At 58.3% G+C, this 18,936-nt stretch carries 16 protein-coding genes; 11 read left to right on the forward strand and 5 right to left on the reverse strand.

Annotated elements, in window-relative coordinates:
* From M7439_RS08280 to cysE, 3 genes are all read left to right on the forward strand, one after another.
* On the forward strand, window positions 1–1,260 hold a 1,260-nt coding region (locus M7439_RS08280; protein WP_308464458.1), incomplete at its 5' end, for a transposase.
* Window positions 1,261–1,819: 559 nt separating this feature from the next.
* Window positions 1,820–2,752 (forward strand): cysteine synthase A, encoded by a 933-nt coding sequence (gene cysK, locus M7439_RS08285; protein WP_298343303.1) that lies wholly within the window; start codon window positions 1,820–1,822, stop codon window positions 2,750–2,752.
* A complete protein-coding gene (cysE, locus tag M7439_RS08290; RefSeq protein ID WP_298343305.1) occupies window positions 2,753–3,391 on the forward strand; it encodes a serine O-acetyltransferase in 639 nt (212 codons plus the stop codon).
* Between the two features lie 81 nt (window positions 3,392–3,472).
* Here the strand turns inward: cysE and M7439_RS08295 are convergent, their stop codons facing one another.
* The 3 genes from M7439_RS08295 to M7439_RS08305 form a co-directional block, all read right to left on the reverse strand.
* A complete protein-coding gene (locus M7439_RS08295) occupies window positions 3,473–4,288 on the reverse strand; it encodes a hypothetical protein (RefSeq protein ID WP_298443244.1) in 816 nt (271 codons plus the stop codon).
* On the reverse strand, window positions 4,285–5,736 hold the full coding sequence (locus tag M7439_RS08300; RefSeq protein ID WP_298343309.1) for a S8 family serine peptidase: 1,452 nt from the start codon (window positions 5,734–5,736) through the stop codon (window positions 4,285–4,287). The genes M7439_RS08295 and M7439_RS08300 overlap by 4 nt, the downstream gene beginning before the upstream one ends.
* A gap of 84 nt (window positions 5,737–5,820) precedes the next feature.
* Window positions 5,821–6,993: a hypothetical protein gene (locus M7439_RS08305; protein WP_298343312.1), complete on the reverse strand. Its 1,173-nt coding sequence runs from the start codon at window positions 6,991–6,993 to the stop codon at window positions 5,821–5,823.
* 501 nt (window positions 6,994–7,494) lie between these two features.
* On the opposite strand from M7439_RS08305, the gene M7439_RS08310 reads away from it, so the two are divergent.
* On the forward strand, window positions 7,495–7,782 hold the full coding sequence (locus M7439_RS08310) for an antibiotic biosynthesis monooxygenase (protein WP_298343315.1): 288 nt from the start codon (window positions 7,495–7,497) through the stop codon (window positions 7,780–7,782).
* 66 nt (window positions 7,783–7,848) lie between these two features.
* Here the strand turns inward: M7439_RS08310 and M7439_RS08315 are convergent, their stop codons facing one another.
* Complete coding sequence (locus M7439_RS08315) at window positions 7,849–8,145, reverse strand: winged helix-turn-helix domain-containing protein (protein ID WP_298343317.1); 297 nt, start codon at window positions 8,143–8,145, stop codon at window positions 7,849–7,851.
* A gap of 117 nt (window positions 8,146–8,262) precedes the next feature.
* On the opposite strand from M7439_RS08315, the gene M7439_RS08320 reads away from it, so the two are divergent.
* The 3 genes from M7439_RS08320 to M7439_RS08330 all read left to right on the forward strand — a co-directional run bounded on the left by M7439_RS08320 (window position 8,263) and on the right by M7439_RS08330 (window position 12,639).
* Window positions 8,263–9,789: a proton-conducting transporter membrane subunit gene (locus M7439_RS08320; protein WP_298343320.1), complete on the forward strand. Its 1,527-nt coding sequence runs from the start codon at window positions 8,263–8,265 to the stop codon at window positions 9,787–9,789.
* On the forward strand, window positions 9,767–12,034 hold the full coding sequence (locus M7439_RS08325) for a putative inorganic carbon transporter subunit DabA (RefSeq protein WP_298343323.1): 2,268 nt from the start codon (window positions 9,767–9,769) through the stop codon (window positions 12,032–12,034). The genes M7439_RS08320 and M7439_RS08325 overlap by 23 nt, the downstream gene beginning before the upstream one ends.
* Window positions 12,035–12,204: 170 nt before the next feature.
* On the forward strand, window positions 12,205–12,639 hold the full coding sequence (locus M7439_RS08330; protein ID WP_298343325.1) for a hypothetical protein: 435 nt from the start codon (window positions 12,205–12,207) through the stop codon (window positions 12,637–12,639).
* A gap of 525 nt (window positions 12,640–13,164) precedes the next feature.
* Here the strand turns inward: M7439_RS08330 and M7439_RS08335 are convergent.
* The gene (locus tag M7439_RS08335; protein WP_298343328.1) at window positions 13,165–14,190 is read right to left on the reverse strand and encodes an alpha/beta hydrolase family protein; all 1,026 of its coding nucleotides are present in this window, start codon (window positions 14,188–14,190) and stop codon (window positions 13,165–13,167) included.
* Window positions 14,191–14,560: 370 nt separating this feature from the next.
* On the opposite strand from M7439_RS08335, the gene M7439_RS08340 reads away from it, so the two are divergent.
* The 4 genes from M7439_RS08340 (at window position 14,561) to M7439_RS08355 (ending at window position 18,582) form a co-directional block, all read left to right on the forward strand.
* Complete coding sequence (locus M7439_RS08340) at window positions 14,561–15,052, forward strand: NUDIX domain-containing protein (protein ID WP_298343331.1); 492 nt, start codon at window positions 14,561–14,563, stop codon at window positions 15,050–15,052.
* Between the two features lie 328 nt (window positions 15,053–15,380).
* Window positions 15,381–15,992: a GNAT family N-acetyltransferase gene (locus M7439_RS08345; protein WP_298343334.1), complete on the forward strand. Its 612-nt coding sequence runs from the start codon at window positions 15,381–15,383 to the stop codon at window positions 15,990–15,992.
* 1,319 nt (window positions 15,993–17,311) lie between these two features.
* Window positions 17,312–17,584 (forward strand): DUF6458 family protein, encoded by a 273-nt coding sequence (locus M7439_RS08350; RefSeq protein WP_298343337.1) that lies wholly within the window; start codon window positions 17,312–17,314, stop codon window positions 17,582–17,584.
* A gap of 446 nt (window positions 17,585–18,030) precedes the next feature.
* The gene (locus tag M7439_RS08355; RefSeq protein WP_298343340.1) at window positions 18,031–18,582 is read left to right on the forward strand and encodes a cysteine hydrolase family protein; all 552 of its coding nucleotides are present in this window, start codon (window positions 18,031–18,033) and stop codon (window positions 18,580–18,582) included.
* Window positions 18,583–18,936 lie beyond the last annotated feature (354 nt).

Genomic DNA, 18,936 nt, shown 5'->3' on the forward strand with positions numbered 1-18,936 from the left:
ACCTACTGGAGGAATCGCATTAAGAACTCTTCCACCCCTACCCTCATCTTTGATCTGGCCCGGGAGATCATCAATGAGACCAAGATTCTTAACACCCACACCAAGCGGGTTCTTGACTCTACCGTTCTCGTCGATGCCGTCATCACCCAGGACACCATGACCCAGATCGTTGCCCAGGTAAAGCGGGTCAGAAAGCTCATCCCAGAGCTGGCCTCAGTTCCCCTCTCGGATGAGATCGACTACGCACGGGCAAAGCCTGCCATTGACTATTCAGACGAGGATCTTATCAATGAGACCCTCTCCATCTTGGTTCGTGATGCGAACGCACTGATTGAGCGAGCCAGAGAGCTTGGGTACCTCAGAGATGATGAGGACCGGGTTACGGACTCTCCCCTTACCACCCAACAACTCGGTGCCCTTGGCCTCCTTGGGGTGGTCGCTGGCCAAGACGTCGAGCTCGTTGACGAGGAGAGAGGAGCCTATCGCCTCACCAGAGGAGTCGCCAAGGATCGGGTGATCTCGACCGTTGACCCCGAGTCTCGCCATGTCCATAAATCCAGGAAGAACTACTACGACGGCTACAAGGGCCACATCGCGATCGATGCCGATACCGAGATCATCACCGGCGCAACCCTGACCAAGGGTAACGCCTCTGATGCGTTCGTGGCCAAGGAGCTTCTCGACCACGAGAGTGAATCAGTGAGCGTCTACGGAGATAGCGGGTACTCATCAATGGAGCTCTCTAAGCACCTCAAAGATCATGGACATGACGAGGTGATCAAACCTCGACCCCTTGCCATGGCGGTACCTGATGGCTATAGCGTCGATGACTTCATTGTCACCGAACCAACCACCGAGACACCCGCCAAGGTCACCTGTCCAGCGGGGCACACCGTGAGCCTCTCCGCCAAGGGGAGAGCCTCCTTTACCAAGTACTGTGCTACCTGCCCCTTACGGGATCGCTGTACTCGTTCCAAGCGTGGACGAGTCATGACCTTTGGTCCGAATCACTCCTATGGAAGGGCTCAACGTGAGAGCTGGAAGGATGAAGAGACCAAGGCTGCCTACCGAGCGATTCGTCCAGGAGTAGAACGGATCCATGCCCAGATGAAACGCAAGCTCAACGGTTCAAAGCTCCGCTATCGGGGAATCGCCAAGAACACGATGCACTATCTCCTCCTTGGAACGGTCTGGAACTTGAAAGTACTCCTTCGCAACAACCTCACGAGAGAGAACGGGAACTGGGTGATAGCGAGTTAAGACCTCCCCTCCTCCCTTACCCCTCCAAAGGGAGAGGTAAGGAAGGAGGACAAAGCAAGGAACCGGGAACCGGCGGGGCCGATGGGAGACCACGGCCCACCCTCTGGCTGTGCGAGTAGGGGTATTTCAGCAGACCCCTAGTAGACGCTACGTGCGCGTCAGAGAACACCAAACGGCGAGTCTCTTGTGGTGACGCGTGTTTGGATGCTGGTTGCGTCGCCCCACCGCGGTTGCATGAGCCCATTGCGGCGCCTGCACCTGGTTCCTGGGTGATGTTCTGCGAAGTTGTGTTGGGCAAGCCACTGGCGTCTCGGGTGGATCACCCAGGGCTCCACTCTTTGGGCGCCGTTGGAACTCCATGGGACCTATTCGCTAGCCCTGTCGTTCAGCGGAGGTGGTACGTATCGGAGGGAACCGAGGCGACCCGATTGCCCTCGTGAACCAGGCGGCGGCCCGATTGACTGGCGAGGCTGCTAAGGTACGATTCAAATGCTAGTGGAATGGTCGGAATTAATGTGCCGTGAGGTTCGTTGTCCTAGATGAGGAATGGGGAGTTTTTGTGAAGATTGCTGATGATGTAACACAGCTGGTGGGGGGTACCCCGCTAGTTCGGTTGAACCGGTTGACGGCCGGCCTTGACGCTACCGTTGCAGCGAAGCTTGAGTTTTTCAACCCTGGCAATAGCGTCAAGGATCGGATTGGTGTGGCAATGCTTGAGGCAGCGATCGCCGAGGGTCGAGTGACAAAGGACTCCGTGATCGTTGAACCCACGAGTGGGAATACCGGTATTGCGTTGGCCATGGTGTGTGCGGCGAAAGGTTATCGCTGCATCCTGACCATGCCGGAGACGATGAGCCGCGAGCGCCGCATGCTGCTGCGGGCCTTTGGCGCCGACTTGGTGCTGACGCCAGGACCTGGGGGTATGGGTGGGGCGATCGCAAAGGCGAGCGAGTTGGTTGCGTCGGATCCCAACTACGTGATGTTGCAACAGTTTGAGAACCCTGCGAATCCTGCGATTCACCGCCAGACTACGGCGGAGGAGATCTGGGCCGACACCGATGGAGCCGTCGACATAGTCGTGGCGGGTGTTGGCACCGGTGGAACGATAAGCGGTATCGGCGAGGCATTGAAACCCCGTAAGCCTGGTCTGGTGATGGTCGCCGTTGAGCCTGAGGCTTCACCGGTGCTCTCTGGGGGACAGAAGGGTCCACACCCGATCCAAGGAATTGGTGCGGGATTTGTCCCTCAGACCTATGATGCGACCGTTGTCGATGAGGTTGTGCAGGTCTCTAACGAAGCCGCCTTCGAATACGCGCGACGGATGGCCAAAGAGGAGGGGCTTCTGGTGGGCATCTCCTCTGGCGCGGCGACGTTTGCCGCGTTGGAGGTAGCCAAGCGACCGGAGAATGCGGGTAAGTTGATCGTGGTCATTATTCCATCCTTTGGAGAACGGTATCTCTCGACACCACTCTTTGCGGATCTAGGAGATTAGATGTTACGTACCCTGCGAGGAGACATCCAGGCGGCACTGGATCGTGATCCAGCGGCCAATAGTGTCCTTGAAGTTGCACTTACGTATCCTGGGGTGCATGCACTTTGGGGATGGAGAATCAGCCATCCCCTCTGGTTGCGGGGGCATCGTCTGCTCGCGCGGTCGGTCTCGATGATCACGCGCACGCTCACCGGTGTGGAGATTCATCCGGGTGCACAGATTAGTTCGGGACTGTTCATCGATCATGCGACTGGAGTCGTCATTGGGGAGACCGCTGAAATCGGATCCGACGTCACCCTCTATCACGGGGTGACCCTTGGAGGACGGAGTCTTGAACGCGGGAAGCGCCATCCAACCCTTGGCGATCGGGTAGTGGTTGGCGCTGGTGCGAAGATTCTCGGCCCGGTGGTAATTGGAGAGGACTCGAGCGTGGGAGCCAATGCGGTCGTGCTTGAGTCGATGCCGTCACACTCGGTCATTGTGGGTGTCCCAGCGAAGGTGGTCAAGCGCGACCCCCGACTCTGTGAATCTATCAACGATCTTGGAGCAGATGCAGAGATCACGAACCTAGAGACGCCAAAGCGTCTCCGTCTCGCATCTGGCTATGACGGTAATCCAACGGGTGACTATATCATTTGACGCCATCATGTTCCACGGTCAGCCCTAAGCCCTTGGCAGCATCAGGCTCTGGTGGTGTGGTTAGCTCTGTTCCGATCGACGTTAGCTGTTCTTCTTGCGTAGCTTCAGCGCATTCTCCTCGTGGATCCGCTCACGCTCTCGTCCTCGTTTGAGTGAAGTGGGGTTGTAGTACTGCGTAGGTGGGTGCGTCAATTCTGAGGGGTTGATTCCGCTGCTGGAGTTAAATGCCGTCTCCCATCGTTGGATGGGCCCTTGGAGCTGAGTCGCCAGGACGATACCTATGGCACAGGTGAACAGGAATATCGCAACTCTGGATCGTGAGCTCTTCGGTCGAGGTTGGGTCAGGCGGTACGACATGTCTTTGATCGTCGAACGAGCCGCGCGGTTGAAGTAGGCAACGACGTGAAAGGCCATCAAGAGGAACCACACCGCGGATAAGAGAAAGTGTGCTGGTGCCAAAAAGGTGGCAGAAAACGAGGTTGGACCGGCGACGTCAAGTTCGACTCCACTGCCGATGACAAGGACCGTGGTGATGACGAGAAATGGGGCAAGAACACGTAGCGGAAACCAGGGAACCCCCGCCTGCAGGTAGCGCTCGTCTCCTCGGTAGTAACCGATAAAGCGGAGTGAGCTATAGGTGAGCTTGCCGACAAGGAGAGGAACGGCCACCAGCCCAACGGCGATGTGCCAGGCGATGGCGTGGGACATAATCGGCACGGTGAGAATCTCGATCAAGAAGATGATCGCGAGCGCTACCCCAAAGAGCGCACTACCGCGCGAGAGATTGATGATGCGCTGGTCGGCATGTTTGCGTTCGGTGTCGAGCTCTCGTTGCTCAGCCTGGGGGATGAGGCTTTCGAAGAGCGACTCTCCGAGCATGTCCTCCGGGCGCATCATGAGGGATTGGTGTCCAGCCTGTCCCCATAGGGTGACCCTAGGCCGGTGCAGGCGTTCCAGCCAACGTGTGCCTGGTAGGCGCCATTATTACCTTCGATGATATTGAAGAACGCAGGGACAGCGCTACCGCGAGTCGCCTGTTCGAGTGGATACCACGTAGGTTGCACAAATCCTGGGCGTGTCGTTGTCGCTATCGCCAGTTGGACGATGAGGCCTGCCATGAGCGGTGCGACCGCGCTCGTTCCACCGACAACGATCGAAGAACCGTCGACCAGGATCTGATAACCAGTCTGTGGATCTGCATTACCCGCGACATCGGGCACCCCTCGCCCGACGGTCCCTCCGGGATTCACCGATGGAGGAACATCGGCATGCGCCTGGTAACTCGGCAACGGGAAGAACGTGCTGACCCCGCCACCTGTTGCGCCATCGCCAATGGCGGTATCATTCCACACACGCTGTGTGGCAATCGCCCCCTGGGGTGTCAGTTCGAGATGCGTGCCACCACAGGCGAGTGCGTTCGGCGCGGAGGCAGGAAAGTCGACATGGCTCAGGCCATCGTTGAGTCCGTCAGAGGAACCGTTATCACCAGCGGCGACGGTCACGGTGATGCCTCGGGTTGTAGCCTCGGCGATGACGGATTGCATGAGCAGCATGGAACTTGCTGCCCAGGTCGATTCAGGTCCACCCCAGCTGATGGAGATCGCATCGGGCATTGGACCGGTGGGAGCGCTTGCCTCGGAGAGGGCATCGATGAAGCCGCGATCGGTGTTGGGGGCAAAATAGACATCGATGTCAGCACCGGGCGCCACCGATCCAAGCACCTCGATGTCTAGCATGACCTCGGCGTCGGCCGAACTTGCAGTGGTCGGGGCATTGACTCCACCGTCGACGCTGACCGCGGTGACGGCTGGGACGGGTAACCCCTGGGATTGGAAGTACGTAGTGACATCGGCCTGGCGAAAGCCTCCACCCAACTCGATAAGGGCGACCGACCGACCGACCGCTGATGCAGCAGGGAAACGGTAGGCCTTGGCAACTTGGATCGGGAGATAGCTGACCGATGGTTGTGTCGCAGGGCGGAAGCGTGGTTGTGCCTGTGGTGCGGAGTCCAGTCCCAGGATCGCTACAACCTTGGAGAACTCTGGTGGCATCGTCGGTTCTTGGTCAGGAGCGAAGAATTGACCCAATGCATCATCGATAAACTCGATCAACGTCACGCCTAGGATCGTCGTGACGGCCTCTGCGGTGATCCGGATGCCAAGGTGGTGTCGAAGGGGATGCTCGGCGGTCACCTCAACGCCGCTGTTCTCAAGGTAGGCCACGAGATCGGCGTATTCGGCTTCACTCGTGGTCGACGCACAGTACAGGCTGAGATCGACGAAGTCTTCGAGTGGCTTTGTCCTTAGCCTGGTTGCGTTGTCGTGGCGGCGCAGCATGCTATCCATATGTTCCCCTCTTCACCTGGCACACCCCACCGCTCGGTGGGTAGTTCCCAGTGTAACAGGGCGGCCTGATCTATACGGAAAGCGTCACGGGGCTGGGAATCGAATGACTGCGCCATGGTGGATATTCTGACAGTGGTTCCCATCGCGGCTGAGCAGGGAAACCATGCCAATACCATCAACAAATCGGTACGATGTAGGTGGGGAGGGGACAAAGGCTGGCTGGCCGGGTGTACATGCGTCAGCAACCTGCAAGATGTCGGTGGGCTGTGAATCGAAGAAGGGGGCGATGTCGCCCCACTGTGAGCTCATGGCGTAGAGGATTGTTGCTCCAGCGGTGATTGTGAAACGTGAGAGTGTGCTTGCAGCAACGCTGATCGAACCCTTCCCGAGACTAGTGGTACCTTCGGCAAGTTCATGAGAGAGTGTGAGGGTGGTGTCCTCCACTGGCGTTATCGCTACCAACCTTCCTTTCGTTCCTGATGCGATCTTGAGCGACCCGTCGAGGATGATGGCGGCACGAATGCTATGGTGAGCAATCTGGGTGCGAAAGTTCCAGCCGCTCTCGGAGAGATGCTGACCAAGAAATTGGTTTGGTCCAGCAAAGATGATGAGTTCTGGTGGGTGGTGGTTGACGAAGCCAGCTGGGTTGACCAACGGGAGCGCGCCCGGGCACGTCTCGCCGCGCGCTTGTGCGACTGCATCGATGAGTTGTGTCAGTGAGTGTGCAGGAAGAACCTTGCCGACGACACTGCAGTTCGTCAGCGTCAGTGGTCCTACTCCATAGGTAGCCAGTAGATGCCACCAGCCGCTGGTGTCATAGACGGAGAACGCCTTCAGCTCGGTAGCGGCCTGTGCCTGACCGAGTGGGGTACGCCAATAGGGACCGAGGAAGATCGTGTCGATGTGCGGCTGGTGGTCAACGACGGGCTGTGTGGGGGTGAGGCGATAGTGCCAAGTGGTCTGACCGATGGCGAGCATCAAGATGCCGATCGTAAGGCCGATGGTGCCAAGGTTGACCCCGATCGCTATAGCGCGGACGCGCCCTCGGAGGGCGATTGCCCCAAGCAGCAGGAGCACATCGATGGTGAGCCACGCGTACCAGTTGACGAGAAAGGTGGGCGAGACGAGTAGGAAAAGCTGGACGAAGGAGCTGATGATGCCGATGGCTATCGCGACTCCCAGTAGACCGCGAAGAGCTGACGAGACGATCGTTCGTGCCCGACGCAGCGTTGCGACACTCTGCTGGGCGGTTTGCACACTATGAGCCACTCTCCCAATCTAGGCGTGCGCTGGAGGTTCGTCGCGGTCCCAAGTTCAGCCGAAGTGTAGCGACTCTGCTTATATGCCTAAAAGTTTTGGAATAACCGAACGAGAGTGACGCGACTGGAATATACCGTGTGGGGTATGTGTAGAGCAGTTACGTGCAAACAGTGTAAGAAGCCAACCTGGGCCGGTTGTGGCGCCCATGTCGAGCAAGTTCTTGGCCACATCCCAAAGTCAGATCGATGCCAGTGCTCAAGCGCAGGAGCCGCAACGGCTACGAAGACTCGACGCTTCTTCGGGCGATAGTCACCTTAGGGGATCGTGGGTTGCTAGTGCAGTGACCCCGATCGCCAACGCGGTAGTTGGCGAGCTAGTGTGCTTGGACCGCGTGAGTCTCCAGGAGGTTCCTTTTGGACACAAGCGGTCCTGAGATGGCCGGGACTGGTTCTGATTCAGCGTTGATTCGCAGTGGTTGGTTTCGGCTAGCCTGTGGACATGGTTACTGAGTTAGCAACGTTTCGTGTTCGGGCAGGTCAAGAGGATGCATTCTATCGTAGCTATCTTGCGGCTCGCCCACATTTAGCGCAATTTCCTGGTTGCGAGAGCGCCACAATCTATCGGGTCTATGAGACCCCATCTACCTTCGTGCTATGCGCGGAGTGGAGAACCCTCGAGGATCATCTCGAGGGTTTTCGTACCTCTGACGCCTACGCCGAGTGGAGAAAACTGCTCAGCCCGTTCTTCGATGGTGACCCCTCGGTCGTGCACCTCGTGAACCCGTAAACACCATCCGTAGCGGTTGCGCCTCGAGGCGTTCACCCCGCTGCTCACGGAAGGTGCCAGGGGTACTTAGAGAGAGCCGATGACTTTCAGTAGTTCGCCGATTGTGTGTGAGGCTTCGACGTTGTGGCGCAAGGGTAATTCCAGGTTGACTTGGTAGTAGTTGCGGCGTCCTCGCCGTTCCCGTTCGAGGTAGCCGGCGTTGACTAAGTCGGCGATGATGGCTTGGGTGGCGCGCTCGGTGATGCCGACCTTGTTGGCGATGTCGCGCCCTCGGATCTCTGGATCCTGCGCAATGAGAATGAGGACATGACCATGATTCGATAGAAAAGTCCACTGCCGCTGATCGGGCATCGAGGCGTCCACAAAAGGATCGTACCAGGTTTTTGCTCGCGGGGGCGCGGTTGCAAAAATAATGGCCGAAGGTGAATACACGAAATAAATTACGTATATAGTGGTGACTATGAGAAAGTGCATCACGTCATGACGGCGATTGTTGGGGATCTGTTGTTCCCTGCTCTTGTGGGAAGTTTCGTTCTCGCGCTCCTGGGTCTGTTGATCAGACCCCGTTGGGCCGGCGTGGTGAGTTCCGTGGCGCTTTGGTTCGCTGTGGCTTGTTTTGTCCTCGCCACCTCCATGGGAGCCGCTGGTGGCGAGATCAGCGTCGCTGGTGGTGATGTTGGTCTTCGCTTTAGCTCCTTTGCCTTGCTCTGGTCCTCCACGGTCTTGCTCGTTGGTGCTGTCGTTATGACCTTCGCTGAGCGATACCTCAAGGGCAACCCGGGGTTGCCGGTGATACGGGCGGCGGGGTCTGGTGTTCTGCTCTCGATTGTGATGGTCGTTGCCGCAGTCAACGTCGCCACTTTGATGGTGGCCTGGTGGATGGTCGGTCTTGCGTATATCGTGGCCTTTAGCTATCGTGGTCGGCCATCGAGCGTGCGAACCTTAGTGCAGGCATTTGTGTTTGGAGATGTGCTCGTGACTGCTGGTTTCGTACTCCTCTTGATCAGAGTGGGGAATCAGCCGATCACACAACTCGACCAACATCCTCACCTTGGGGAGTGGTCATTGCCGATCGCGATGCTGCTGGCGGTGGGCATGCTGATCCGGTCGGGACAGGGACCATTCTTGGGTTGGCTGCGGGTGACCGTCGATGCACCCACACCGGTCTCGGCGCTTTTACATGCAGGGGTGATCAATGGGGGGATGATCGTGATCATTCGGTTGGCACCGGTCGTGCTTGGCACTGCTCCAGCGCTCTGGCTCTTGGCTGGGGTCGGTGGGCTCACCGCGGTGTTCGCCGTCGTGAGTGCCCGTTACCGCGGCGACTATAAAGGCCGACTCGTGCTTTCAACGAGTGCACAGATGGGGTTTGTCTTGGTCGAAATTGCGGTCGGAGCCTTCGCATTGGCCTTGGTGCACCTCTGTCTCCATGCCGCCTACAAGGCCTGGCTCTTCCTCTCTAGCTCCTCTCAGATCGCCACTACGCTACCTCCCTCAAGGCCAAGATTGTCAACCCCTTCGCGGCCGCGGGCGCTGTCGGCGTTGGGGGTGGTCACCGTTGCCGTCCTTGGAGCGCTGGCCATGGTGGTGTTGGAGGGCAATCCTGTGAGCATGCTTGCCGTTGTGCTCGGTAGCTTCGCTTTTGTGACGGCGTTGACATACCTTTGGCGGTTACGCGCTGGTCGAGCTGGGTGGTATCGCCTGCTCCAGGCTGACGTTGGGGTGGTGTTCGCCTTCGGTATCTTGGGTCTGCTCGTTCATCTGGTTACCAATGATACGAGCACCTCCCTGTCGACCGCTGGTATTCCCTCCCTTGCGCCCTGGTGGCTTCTGGTAGTGGGTATCGCGGTGATACTGGTCGGCTCCATGGCGAAGAGGCCAAGGGTGGGCCGTGCGCTTGCCTCTCTGACGGACGGAGTCGGTCAGATCCGTGGGTACCGATACCGTGATGTGGCGACCTTGGCGCCGATCAGCATCGAACCTGATGAACTCAAGCTTGCTGGTTGATGTGATGGTGACGACCTTGGGGCAGTTACGAGCAGAGATCGATGAGGCGGGGAGGCTGATCGCCCCGCTCTGGCCACTTGCAATGGGGGTGGCGATGAACCCACTTGTGGGGTTGGCCGATGCCCCATTCGATGCTGCAGTAGGCGAGTTAGCTCGATGCCTGCCGCTCCAGACGCTTGCCGCCACGGAGAACACGCTCACAACCTCGCGGGATCATCGAGCGCAAGTACGGCCGATGGGCAGTCATGGACTTGAGGAGGCGTTTGATCGCGACATCGCTCGCTGGTGTCTCGGGTTGACCACTGGTGGCATTGCCCTCGAAGGTGAGGAGGGTTTGCTCGATGCCTGGAGGCGTCTTTATCGAGTTGATCGAGTTACCCGCCGTCTTTTGGGCGCGGAGGCGCTAGCCGTGATCACGAGCCTACCCACCGACCATGAGGCCCTGTTGCTTGCGCTCATCAGGCAAGTTGACTTCGATGCGACCGATCGCGTGATGCTTTTTCGTTCGCTGTTGGTACGCCTTCCCGGTTGGGCTGGTCATGCAAAGTTCCAAGAGCTGAACCGAGCGATCGCGCCATGGTACCCGCCACTACGACTCGCTGATCTTGTCACCCTCCAGCTCCTCTATCGCGTGCCTACTGGTCGCCTCGACCTCCTGCCTGATCAGCAGCCGACCTTGGTCGAGACCAAGGAGGCCGCGCGGGTGGGCGAGATCACAACGGACCGTGAGCACCAGGGATCCTCTCTGTCCGCTGTCTTAGTTGGAGCAGAACTCGCCTATCGGGATCGGCTCCTGGACCAGTTGCGTCCCTGCGATACACCGAGAGCAATCTCCACAGCACAGGTGCAGTTTCTTCTGTGTATGGATACACGATCAGACCGGATGCGACGCAGGCTTGAACAGGTTGATGGTTATGAGACCTATGGGGTTGCGGGATTCTTCGGCGTGCCGTTGCGCATCGTTACTCCTGATGGTCTGCCGATTCGGGATTTAGCTCCACCGCTTGCCCAGCCACTCTTCGAGCTGCAGGCCGATCTGGCGGCGGTAGGTATTGACGATGACGCCTGGTCACTTGGCGATCCGGTCAAGGCGGTCAAGGAGGTCGGGGTGGCGCCATACCTTGGTGCCGAAGTAGGGGGTCTGCTCGCCGGATTCGATGCCCTACGGCGAACCCTAGGAGGGCACCGGTCCCTTCATCAGGATGAGGCCCAAGATGCACTTGTGCGTCTGGAGTGCCACGTGCATGCGTCACTTGGGGAATGTTCCACTGCGGAGCTCGACGCTCTTGCCATCTCCCTCGGCGCGATGCTGACGACGCTTGGACTCAGCCAGCACCTCGCGCCGCTGGTCGTCTTGGTGGGGCATCGGGCGGTATCGACGAACAACGCCTTTGGTGCTAGTCTCCAATGTGGCGCCTGTGGGGGGAGCCGAGGAACGCTCAATGCCATCGTGGCGGCCATTCTGTTGAATGCCACGCCGATTCGCACCCGCCTGAGTGCGCAGGGGATCCACCTGCCATCCTCGACCCGCTTTCTCGCTGGAGAACACATCACCACGACCGACAGTATTGGGTTGGTGGGCACCTCTAGTGAGGCCGATGCCGAGCATCCCCAGTTGGCGGCGCTCGTCGAGACGTTGGAGCGGCTGAGTCGTGAGGCTGGATCACGATCTCGCCGCCGCCGTTCGAGGGATTGGTCGGAGGTGCGGCCGGAGATGGGCCTCATCCACAATGCTGCGTTGGTCATCGGTGATCGTTCGTTGACGAGTCACGCCGATCTTGCTGGTAGAGTCTTCCTCCACTCCTATCATGCCGATGCCGATGCCGATGGTAGCCTGCTGGCCGACGTCCTGCTTGGTCCGATGGTCGTAGCCCACTGGATCAATATGTCCTATCTCTTCTCGAGCCTTGAACCCGATATTCTTGGCGCTGGCGACAAAGTGCTGCATAACATCGTCGGACGCTTTGGAGTCCTTGAGGGGAATGGATGGGATCTGCGGGTCGGTTTGCCGGTGCAGTCAGTCGTTGACGGTGATGGTCAACGCCATGCTCCACTGCGGCTGCTCGTAGTCGTTGATGCTGACACAATGGTGCTGGACCGTGTGCTTGGACAGCACCAACAGCTCGGAGATCTTGTCGATGGTGGTTGGGTCAGAATGGTTGGCCGCTCGGCGTCCGATGGTTGGGTCGAGCGCTCGATGTCTGGAGACTGGATGCGCCTTCGGCACGAACAGAGCCGAGCATAGCAGCGCTTGCCCCACCTGAGCTAGATGTTGCGGGTCTCCCGTCGCGGCTTGGTGCTGGGGATCGACCCGAGTCGATCGCTGATCGTGGTCGAGTCTATTTGGTCGTTCGGCCCATCTGTTTGGGCTTGCGGTGACGTAGAACTCAGTGAACGATTTCCTTGGAGGATACCATGAAGACCCAGCCGAGTGAGGGGCAATCCGGAGAAGTCCGTCGCCGTTCACTACCTCGACGCTCCTATTGGTTAGGGGCGATCGTCGGTGCGAGCGCGCTCGTGCTCTCGGGGCTGGTGCACGTGCATCTTTGGTTAACCGGGTACCGACATGTCCCCACGATCGGCCCACTCTTTGTCGTTCAGGGCGTGCTCGCATTGGTATTGGCGATCATGGTATTGGTGCGACCTCGCCGGTGGGTGTACCTCGTTGCGAGCCTTTTCTTGGGGGGCACCATAGCGGCTCTTTTCGCTAGCGTCGAGGTGGGTCTGTTTGGTTTTCGCGATGCGTTGAGTGCTCCCTATGCGGTGGAGTCACTGGTGATCGAGGCGGTCGGAACTCTTGTGCTCGCCCTCATGGGCTGGTTACTGGCGCCCGTTGGGCGTAGGGGATGAGGTTCTGGTTCTTCACCAGGTAGGGGTCACAGCGCTCCTGTGCCGATCGTTGCACCACTGAGTCTCCCCTCTCGTGAGCCTCATCCTCGATGAGGACTGGCGTCCTCTGGGTCAGCGGTTGGATCACTGGGTTGCGCATCGATTAGCGGTTACCCATGATGACCGATGCGCGCGGGCGTGCTAACACCTCGCTCATCAGCCCCTGATCCGTCTCTCTTCTCGGATCGACTGGATTCTGGCTGGAGCTAGAGGGGCAGCAGATGGCGGCGAGACGACGTTACCCTCCGGTCGGCGGCGATATCCTCACGCGGGGGCGGGTAGCAATGGAGGTGATCGAGCGTGAATCTGTGCCGGTTAGGTTCCCCGTCGAGGGAAGGAGGAGATAGAACCGGGAGCCGTGAGTTTTTCAAGCGACAGGCGAGTGGGGCGCTTAGGTCGTGCATCGCGAGCAGCGTCTGGTGTGCAAAGCGTACACAAGCGATGCGAGGATCGGGTGAGGCTGGTTATCGTGGGGCCGCCAACGAGCTACGGTGCGATCCGTTGCGCAAGAAAGGCGAGGGATAGAGGGTATCGGTAACTGATGTTCCCATGTTTGCCGTCAAAAAGCTCGAAATGGATGTCGCTGATTCCAATACCCGCAAGTTCATCGACAAAGGCTTGTGCTCCCAGATCCAGATAGTACTCGTCACTCTTGCCAGCGTCGATCCAGATCCCGCGCAGACTTCTCAGAGCGTCGGCGTGGCTACGGACCATTCGAACCGGATCCCATGCTAGCCACCGTTCCCACACTTCGTCAATGATACGTCCGCTTCGGGTGTCAAACGGGAGGATTGGTTTCCCGTTCGCATCGGGAGAGAAGCAAGCCGCCACGCCGTAGAGGCCAAGCAGGGTCATGTCGGCAGGATGCGTAAAGGCGGGTCTAGCACAGAAGTCCTCCCACCATCGTTCTGGTGATCCTCCCCAACTCCGAAGCAGCCGTGCTGCATCGCCAAAGCTGGCTCCGTAGCAGAGTTCATAGAGCGTATCACCCGCATGGGATGCAAGAGCACCAAAACGATCGGGTCGCAACATTGGTGTGATCATCGCCCCAAAGCCGCCACTTGATTTACCTTGAATGGCGCGATGGGCAGGGTCGTCGATGGTGCGGTAGTGGGTATCGACGAAGGACACCACATCGTCACAAAGATAGGTGTGATAGCGACCGGTTCCAATGGAGTCAACGTACTGGGAACCTCCGTACATGGTCCAAGCGTCGACATAGACGACGAGGCAATGGGGCACGTCACCGGTGGCGAAGAGATCGTCAACCATCTTCGGGTAGGTGGGTACAAATGGGCTATGGTTCCACCACATGCTCACTTGGCCGGTGTAACCCTGGATGACATAGATGCTTGGATATCGTCGATCGGGATCTTCGTCGTACCCTGGAGGCGTATAGACCACCAATGGGCGCGCGCTAGGGTCACCCAGTGGATTAGCACGCAGGGCCAATGATTCGATGACATGTTCATTGAGTTTGCCAGCGTCGGCTGGGCGTAACTGGAGATCCATCCCCCTCACGTTAGTGCCTCATGATCACTTTGCTCAGTCGCTGGCGGCGAAGAGGGGTTCTCGGTGCCCGAGTAGATGCCTATTCGCCGCAATGTTGTGTGAGCAGAGCTCTGCTCCGAGAGCTAGCGATAAAGGTCGTCGTCCAAACGTCACCGTCGCCGGACCAAGGGCAGCAGATGTCGGTATCCATCGGCGATGAGCGGTGGCGGGCTTACTGAAGGGGTGCGGCGCTGTCGACGCCGTTGCTCGCTGCTTGGACGGATCAAGAGCGGATCGCGTTAGTCTTCATGCGTGTACGGGCACGAGATTTGTTGAGGGCCAGAATGAGAAGAGTCCAAGGAGTCGTTGGTGACCGAGGGGAGACTGCACCATGATGGCAGATGATTTAGAGGGTGTGCCAGCAGTCGTCAGGCCTGCGGTGCGTATTATCTGTCTTGATAGTCTCGAGCGAGTTCTCCTGTTGCATTGGCGTGACCCCGTCGATGGAAGAACGTTCTGGGAGCCTCCGGGTGGTGGTGTTGAGGAGGGCGAGTCGGAGATCGATGCTGCCCGCCGAGAGATGGCGGAGGAGACTGGCCTACCAACGGATAGTATCGTTGGTCCAGTCGTCCGAGTGCAGCGTAATAGCCTTTGGGCGGGGACGCGACTGGTAGCAGAGGAGCCCTTTTTCGTGGCGCGCGTAGGAGATGCAGCTGTTCAACCAGCCGCGCTCACCGACGAAGAGCAGGCGACCATGCTCGGGTTTCAGTGGTGGTCTGTTGAGGAGCTACGCACGGCCGAGGTCGTCGTGGAGCCGGCCCAGTTGCTTCACTTATTGGCCGAACACGTCGGTGGTGTGTGGGCTCCGGATCATGAGGGCTAGCGTCTCTGACCTTGCCCAGAGTGCTGGCATGGGTGAGTACGAACCGTTATGCCCAGGTAGCCCTGGGGTGTGGCGATGAGGCGCAGCAAATCCGGATAGGTCCGTGTGTTATACCACGCTATCGATCGGTTCTCGAATGTGCGGGCCTGTCGTTGCTGGCACCGCGCACGCGGGCCCTCCCAGATGAACTTGTCGTCAGGACCTTGCTACACTGAGCTCCGTGAGTGAGCTCAATCAGTTTGGCCAACCGGTAGGCGATCGCGTTGATCACTGGATCCCCGCCCGAACTCCGTCAGGGCAGCTCATGGGGGGACGATGGTGTTCTCTGGTGCCACTCGACGCCGAACTGCATAGCCGTGAGCTCTATACGGCGAACGCCGAAGATCTTGATGACCGTCGATGGACCTATCTTCCCTATGGTCCCTTCGCTGACGCTGAGGCGTATCGTGAGTGGGTTACACAGGTCGCCGGTCGTGATGATCCGATGTTTTTTGCTATCGTCGACGGAACCGGACAGGCTGGCGGTGTTGCCGCGTACCAGCGTATCGATCCATTGGCGGGCACCATCGAGGTTGGACACCTGTGTTTTAGCTCACGCTTGCAAGGCACCACGGCCGCTACCGAGGCGATGGTGTTGATGATGCGCACCGCCTTTGACGAGCTCGGGTTTCGTCGCTATGAGTGGAAGTGTGATGAGTTAAACATTCCCTCCCGGAATGCAGCCGAACGTCTCGGCTTCACGTACGAGGGAACTTTTCGTCAGGCGACGGTGGTCAAGGGGCGCAACCGGGACACCTCTTGGTATGCACTGACTGACGACGATTGGCGGATCTTGCGACCGGTTTACGAACAATGGCTCGGTCCGGCAAACTTTGACAAACAGGGGGTTCAACGACAGCCGCTCCGGGGATTGATCAGCGTGGTGCGCGGACGGGGGTGAAGCGGCGAGAGTCATCCGGGATGGTTCGTGGCTGGCCTGTCAATTGGGCCTTGGCCTTGAAGGATGCGCTAGCAAGCAGCTGATCGAGGTGTTGGTGCGCGAGCTTAGCAGGCAGGAAGGCGCGCCCCGTTTCAGTGTCTGGCTTCGTCGACTGTTCGGGTGCGCAGCACGCGTGAGCGCGAAGCGATGAGAGTCGCTCGTCTGGTGAGTCCATCGACACACAAGCGATGTGGAGGTCACTCGATCACGAGGAGCGCTTCCTCCTATGCTGAGCGATTATCCTCAGCTTTGCCAGTTCCGGCTCCTTGGCAGCTTGGCTCCTCACAGGTGTGCACGATGGCGCCGAATGGTTCAGTGGGGTGACAGTGGACGTGTCGCTGCCATGGTGAGAGCGAGGGGTATTGCCCAACGCGGTGTCGCACTCCTGTGACGACCTTGTGGGCCAGAGTGTGCACGCGTGTTGCCTGGCTCGTTTCGCTGGATTGATCTACCGCTGCCACGCACATGGCCAGCGCGTGCGCAGACGATGACGCGGCGTTGAGTCTGGAAGTGTTCACCTTCGCCGGAGTCGGTGGACGGATGGGTGCACATCGAGCCAATTTCGAGCAGGTTGTAGGGCGCGAGAGCCTTGAGGTGTTGATCAAAACCATGGGTCAAGGGCTGAAGGAAGGTGGGTGTCACGGATAGTACCCATCGTATGGATGTCGTTACTGTCGCCTCAATAGTGGTAGCAAAGACGGGGGAGCTAGGACAATAGGCGGTCACCGCAAAGCCTCCTCGGCTGTTTTAGCGCTGCACCTGTGGCTCTGTTCGAGCGAAAGGAGTAAGTGTGTGATCTGGATCGCCGTAGTGTCGGCTGAGATGACTGGTGGTAGGTTGCCGGTTGCCTCTTGTGCTTTATCTGGAAACGCAACGGACGCTCGATGCCCACTAGTAGTCGAGCATTCTGGTCATGGAGCCGCTTGATTTAGTGGCGGACTGGCTCGAAGGAAGTAGTTGGTTCTAGCAAGGATAAGTTGGCGGTAGTTCGCCTACTACGCGATCATTGGTCGGCCGGTGTAACGTTGGTCGATCACCGTACGTTTTACCAGAGGTGGGCACGAGCAATGGCCAGATTTTCTGCCAAGGCACTGACGTACTTTCTGCAACAGTGCAGGTAGGCGATGTGCGGTGAAGGATTATCGTAGCTTTGATGGAGGTAGTTTTGTGCACTCGTGAGTTGTAGGGGGAAGCTTATTTGTGCTTCTGGTGCAGAATAAATGGCTTTGCCCACAAGGGAAGAAATAAATGGTTATAATGAACAACGGAGGCAAAGAACTATGAACCGTCCATTTGGTACAGGAATAATTGTTTTAGGAATCGTATTAGCAGCAGCTGGAGCGATTATGAAGTACGCCGTCACCGCTAGTACGACGGGATTTTCGATCACTGAGGTTGGCCTGATTTTGCTCATCGTTGGAGTCGTTACTTTGATTTTAGGAATTGTGGTGAGTCTGTCAAGCGGGCGCCGTCATACGGTGACCACAGAACAGGTGCAAAACACGCCAGATGGGAGCATGCGATCGGTGGACAGTAAGGACAATCTGGGCTAGGTTTTCCCTTCGGTGTGATCGTAGGGTGCGTACTTTGTCAACGCCTCAGGGGTGAATACCCCTGAGGCGTGATGGCTTTTGACGCGACAGTCTTGCGGATCGAGTAGGCAAAGGTGGCTAGCACTATGACGGGCGGGAAGGAACAGAGCGTGGTAGTTGCGGGCGCCGAGATAGGTTGAGAGGGGTTGAGATCCGTAGCTTCTCGATCTCCAGCAAAGTGAGGCGCGCAGCCGTGTCGACGCATGGGAACCTGCGAACAAGTCTAAGGCTGGGGCAGCTCTTGCGGACCGATTTGGGCATCTTCGTTGAGGTGGACGGTGTATGGCTTCGTCGATTCACTATTTTGTCAGGTGGGAGAGAGAAGAGCTTTCGAACGCAGAGCCCGGCTTGCGCAAGGATTTAGGGATATCCGGTGTTGGGATCAGTTGAGTGGGGAGGGATGTGCGATGGCAACGGTTCGGCGAGGGAACAAGGCGGCAGTGCTGGTAGTCGATGTCCAGGTAGGGGTGATGGATGGTACTTGGGAGTCCCAGCGAGTGGTGGCGAAGGTGGGCCGTGTGGTCGAACGGGCAAGAGCTGCACAGGCGCCGATTCTTTGGGTTCAACACAACAGCGCGGATCTCGTCCTTGGCAGCCCCGAGTGGCAGCTTGTCCCCGGTTTGGTCCCCGCGAGTTCCGAGGTGCTGATCGATAAGAGGTATAACTCTGCATTCGAGGGTACGCAACTTGAGACGGAGTTGTCGAGGATCGGTGCCAGTCGCTTGATTCTCGCTGGCGCAGCGACGAATTGGTGCATTCGGGCGACCGCGTATGGCGCACTTGATCGAGGATATGACGTGACGCTCGTTGAAGATGCTCATACCACCATGACAGAGGTCGACGGGGAGCGCAGGATTGAGGCGGCGGATATTGTCCAAGATCTCAATAACACCATGATGTGGCTGGAGTACCCGGATCGGGTGAACTCGATCGCAGTCGCTGAAGAGGTCGTGTTCTAACCATCACCTATCGTGCCGATAGCGATGCCCCAGAGCGCACTGCCTCGTTCAGATGTCAGCGGAGGCACGGCGACCAGGTGGTACTGCTGGGCGAGGGAGGCGTTCGTGGATCCATGCAACCGGTGGAGGCAGACCAAAATGGCCTCGCACGATGGCCTCGCACGATGGCATTGAGATCGAGCTGCTCTCGCCACGAAAAAGGACCCGCCTAGACCCAATACCACTTAGTTAAGGTCCATGTGTGCTAAGCTCGGTCCATGCCAAGAGTCGGTCAGGTCAAAGTGTCAGATGGCGAACGTCTTACGGATCGGATTGCAATCGGGGTATTGACCTCGACGTTCCCTCCAGGCCTTA

The sequence above is a fragment of the Ferrimicrobium sp. genome, from assembly GCF_027319265.1.
Lineage (GTDB): Bacteria > Actinomycetota > Acidimicrobiia > Acidimicrobiales > Acidimicrobiaceae > Ferrimicrobium.

Coding starts and splice junctions, on each gene's coding strand:
- cysE (WP_298343305.1), top strand. CDS start 2,753: ATGTTACGTACCCTGCGAGGAGACATCCAGGCGGCACTGGATCGTGAT.
- M7439_RS08295 (WP_298443244.1), bottom strand. CDS start 4,288: ATGATGCGCCCGGAGGACATGCTCGGAGAGTCGCTCTTCGAAAGCCTC.
- M7439_RS08300 (WP_298343309.1), bottom strand. CDS start 5,736: ATGGATAGCATGCTGCGCCGCCACGACAACGCAACCAGGCTAAGGACA.
- M7439_RS08310 (WP_298343315.1), top strand. CDS start 7,495: ATGGTTACTGAGTTAGCAACGTTTCGTGTTCGGGCAGGTCAAGAGGAT.
- M7439_RS08320 (WP_298343320.1), top strand. CDS start 8,263: ATGACGGCGATTGTTGGGGATCTGTTGTTCCCTGCTCTTGTGGGAAGT.
- M7439_RS08325 (WP_298343323.1), top strand. CDS start 9,767: ATGAACTCAAGCTTGCTGGTTGATGTGATGGTGACGACCTTGGGGCAG.
- M7439_RS08330 (WP_298343325.1), top strand. CDS start 12,205: ATGAAGACCCAGCCGAGTGAGGGGCAATCCGGAGAAGTCCGTCGCCGT.
- M7439_RS08335 (WP_298343328.1), bottom strand. CDS start 14,190: ATGGATCTCCAGTTACGCCCAGCCGACGCTGGCAAACTCAATGAACAT.
- M7439_RS08340 (WP_298343331.1), top strand. CDS start 14,561: ATGATGGCAGATGATTTAGAGGGTGTGCCAGCAGTCGTCAGGCCTGCG.
- M7439_RS08350 (WP_298343337.1), top strand. CDS start 17,312: ATGAACCGTCCATTTGGTACAGGAATAATTGTTTTAGGAATCGTATTA.
- M7439_RS08355 (WP_298343340.1), top strand. CDS start 18,031: ATGGCAACGGTTCGGCGAGGGAACAAGGCGGCAGTGCTGGTAGTCGAT.